Origin of the sequence: Antarcticimicrobium sediminis (assembly GCF_004348975.1) — a bacterium.
In the GTDB taxonomy this organism is placed as follows: domain Bacteria; phylum Pseudomonadota; class Alphaproteobacteria; order Rhodobacterales; family Rhodobacteraceae; genus Antarcticimicrobium; species Antarcticimicrobium sediminis.
The window spans coordinates 1-4,003 of sequence record NZ_SMFP01000046.1 but is presented as its reverse complement, the minus strand read 5'-3'; the positions used below and the strand labels follow the sequence as shown (position 1 = coordinate 4,003).

2 tRNA genes and 1 rRNA gene are annotated in these 4,003 nt (G+C 53.4%); all 3 read left to right on the top strand.

Annotated elements, in window-relative coordinates:
• Positions 1 to 104 precede the first annotated feature (104 nt).
• The 3 genes from E1B25_RS21840 to E1B25_RS22445 all read left to right on the top strand — a co-directional run bounded on the left by E1B25_RS21840 (position 105) and on the right by E1B25_RS22445 (position 3,977).
• Positions 105 to 181, top strand: a tRNA-Ile gene (locus E1B25_RS21840).
• A gap of 8 nt (positions 182 to 189) precedes the next feature.
• A tRNA-Ala gene (locus E1B25_RS21835) sits at positions 190 to 265 on the top strand.
• A 732-nt stretch (positions 266 to 997) separates the two neighbouring features.
• Positions 998 to 3,977 (top strand): 23S ribosomal RNA (locus tag E1B25_RS22445).
• Positions 3,978 to 4,003: the final 26 nt, after the last annotated feature.

Genomic DNA, 4,003 nt, shown 5'->3' with positions numbered 1-4,003 from the left:
CCGGCAGCTGCCAGGTGACACAACCACTGAGTGCTGCTCTCGGGCATTGCTTTGCAATACCCTGTCGCACACCGGTTTTGTTTTGCAGTGCAAAACGAAAACCTGGGTCGGTAGCTCAGGTGGTTAGAGCGCACGCCTGATAAGCGTGAGGTCGGAGGTTCAAGTCCTCCTCGACCCACCACTTCTTATGGGGCCTTAGCTCAGCTGGGAGAGCGCCTGATTTGCATTCAGGAGGTCAGGAGTTCGATCCTCCTAGGCTCCACCACTTCTCTTGCTTCGCGCGTTCAGCGGTGAAGCCCAGGGTTTTGGGTGTGCCAATCGTCAAGTCGATTGGCAGTGGCTCCACCAAGTCCTTTGCAGGGAAGGGCACTTCGTAGAACACATCTTCAAGCATTCGCTGAATGTTTGANGGAGGTCAGGAGTTCGATCCTCCTAGGCTCCACCACTTCTCTTGCTTCGCGCGTTCAGCGGTGAAGCCCAGGGTTTTGGGTGTGCCAATCGTCAAGTCGATTGGCAGTGGCTCCACCAAGTCTTTTGGTCGCAAAGGACACTTCGTAGAACATATCTTCAAGCATTCGCTGAATGTTTGGACGTCTGTTCTGCAGACATCGATGAAGATCCTTCGGGACGTTCATCGGAATTGACATCGTATAGAGAGAAATCAATCAACTTGCTTTGATCCACTGAAGTAGCAGTGAGATCTCGGTTGGTTCCACCTTCGGGTGGAAGGTGTTCTTCGGGCTGTTTCCTCGGCCCGCTGCGCATATCCCGGCTGAAACGAAGCAACGTTGTCCAAGTCAAGTACACTAACCAAAACATGTTCGGTTCTTCGGAACCGAGCGGGATAGTATGCTTTTGATCTCAGAATAAAGGCGACAGTTTCTTACCAGCTTCTGTTGCCGCGATCGACTTTAGCCCGACGCCCGTTACCGGAGTGGCCTAGCCCTCAAGTAGCGAAGCGGTAGGGCATATAAGAAGTCTTTCTTTTTCTGGATCAAATCAAGCGCGAGAAGGGCGTTTGGTGGATGCCTTGGCAGTAAGAGGCGATGAAGGACGTGATACTCTGCGATAAGCTTGGGGGAGCCGAGAATAGGCTTTGATCCCAGGATTTCCGAATGGGGCAACCCACCTGACAGTTTGATATAATAGCCTTTGGCTGCTTATATCTTGCTGAAACAGGTACTTATGAACTGAATACATAGGTTTATAAGAGCAAACCCGGGGAACTGAAACATCTAAGTACCCGGAGGAAAGGACATCAATTGATACTCCCCTAGTAGCGGCGAGCGAACGGGGACCAGCCGAGCCTTGAGAGTGACCAGAACATGCTGGAAAGCATGGCCATAGCGGGTGACAGCCCCGTATGGGAAGCTCAACGGGACGTATTAAGTAGGGCGGAACACGTGAAATTCTGTCTGAAGATCGGGGGACCACCCTCGAAGGCTAAGTACTCCTTACTGACCGATAGCGAACCAGTACCGTGAGGGAAAGGTGAAAAGCACCCCGACGAGGGGAGTGAAACAGTACCTGAAACCGAACGCCTACAATCAGTCGGAGCCCCCTTGCGGGGTGACGGCGTACCTTTTGTATAATGGGTCATCGACTTGGTCTCACGTGCAAGCTTAAGCCGTTAGGTGTAGGCGCAGCGAAAGCGAGTCTTAATAGGGCGAATGAGTTCGTGGGATCAGACCCGAAACCGAGTGATCTAGGCATGACCAGGATGAAGGTAAGGTAACACTTACTGGAGGTCCGAACCCACACCTGTTGAAAAAGGTCGGGATGAGTTGTGCCTAGGGGTGAAAGGCCAATCAAACTCGGAGATAGCTGGTTCTCTGCGAAATCTATTTAGGTAGAGCGTCATCCGAATACCCCGGGGGGTAGAGCACTGGATGGGTAATGGGGCCCCACAGGCTTACTGATCCTAACCAAACTCCGAATACCCGGGAGTACTAGATGGCAGACACACTGCGGATGCTAACGTCCGTAGTGAAGAGGGAAACAACCCTGACCTCCAGCTAAGGCCCCTAATTCATGGCTAAGTGGGAAAGCAGGTGGGACGACCAAAACAACCAGGAGGTTGGCTTAGAAGCAGCCATCCTTTAAAGATAGCGTAACAGCTCACTGGTCTAAATAAGTTGTCCTGCGGCGAAGATGTAACGGGGCTCAAGCCATGAGCCGAAGCTGAGGATGCCGTAAGGCATGGTAGCAGAGCGTAGTGTGACATAGTTCCATGTGTCCTTACCCTCATGTTCGTTTGGTAACCCCAACNCCTGCGGCGAAGATGTAACGGGGCTCAAGCCATGAGCCGAAGCTGAGGATGCCGTAAGGCATGGTAGCAGAGCGTAGTGTGACATAGTTCCATGTGTCCTTACCCTCATGTTCGTTTGGTAATCCAGGCGGACCGAGGGATTGGACACAAGGAGCTTTCTGTGAAGCCGGCCTGTGAGGGATCCGGTGGAGAGATCACTAGCGAGAATGATGACATGAGTAGCGATAAGGAGTGTGAGAGACACTCCCGCCGAAAGTCCAAGGGTTCCTGCTTAAAGTTAATCTGAGCAGGGTAAGCCGGCCCCTAAGGCGAGGCCGAAAGGCGTAGTCGATGGGAACCAGGTTAATATTCCTGGGCCAGGAGGATGTGACGGATTGCGACGGTTGTTTGCCCTTATCGGATTGGGCAGGCCGCTTAGCAGTTCCTGGAAATAGCCCTCCGTAGGACCGTACCCTAAACCGACACAGGTGGACTGGTAGAGAATACCAAGGCGCTTGAGAGAACGATGTTGAAGGAACTCGGCAAAATACCTCCGTAAGTTCGCGAGAAGGAGGCCCGTTCAGAACGCAAGTTTTGGGCGGGGGCACAAACCAGGGGGTGGCGACTGTTTACTAAAAACACAGGGCTCTGCGAAGTCGCAAGACGACGTATAGGGTCTGACGCCTGCCCGGTGCCTGAAGGTTAAAAGGAGGGGTGAGAGCTCTGAATTGAAGCCCAGGTAAACGGCGGCCGTAACTATAACGGTCCTAAGGTAGCGAAATTCCTTGTCGGGTAAGTTCCGACCTGCACGAATGGCGTAACGACTTCCCCGCTGTCTCCAACATCGACTCAGCGAAATTGAATTGCCTGTCAAGATGCAGGCTTCCCGCGGTTAGACGGAAAGACCCCGTGCACCTTTACTACAGCTTCGCACTGGCATCAGGATTGTGATGTGCAGGATAGGTGGTAGGCTTTGAAGCAGGAACGCTAGTTTCTGTGGAGCCAACCTTGAGATACCACCCTTCGCACTCTTGATGTCTAACCGCGGTCCGTTATCCGGATCCGGGACCCTGCGTGGCGGGTAGTTTGACTGGGGCGGTCGCCTCCTAAAGCGTAACGGAGGCGCGCGAAGGTTGGCTCAGAGCGGTCGGAAATCGCTCGTTGAGTGCAATGGCAGAAGCCAGCCTGACTGCGAGACTGACAAGTCGAGCAGAGTCGAAAGACGGCCATAGTGATCCGGTGGTCCCGAGTGGAAGGGCCATCGCTCAACGGATAAAAGGTACGCCGGGGATAACAGGCTGATACTGCCCAAGAGTCCATATCGACGGCAGTGTTTGGCACCTCGATGTCGGCTCATCTCATCCTGGGGCTGGAGCAGGTCCCAAGGGTATGGCTGTTCGCCATTTAAAGAGGTACGTGAGCTGGGTTTAGAACGTCGTGAGACAGTTCGGTCCCTATCTGCCGTGGGTGTAGGATACTTGAGAGGAGTTGCCCCTAGTACGAGAGGACCGGGGTGAACGATCCACTGGTGGACCAGTTGTTATGCCAATAGCAGTGCTGGGTAGCTATGATCGGACAGGATAACCGCTGAAGGCATCTAAGCGGGAAGCCCCCCTCAAAACAAGGTATCCCTGAGGACCGTGGTAGACCACCACGTCGATAGGCCGGAGATGTAAGCGCAGCAATGCGTTCAGTTGACCGGTACTAATTGTCCGATAGGCTTGATTTGATCCAGTAGAAGACAGACTTCTGCTA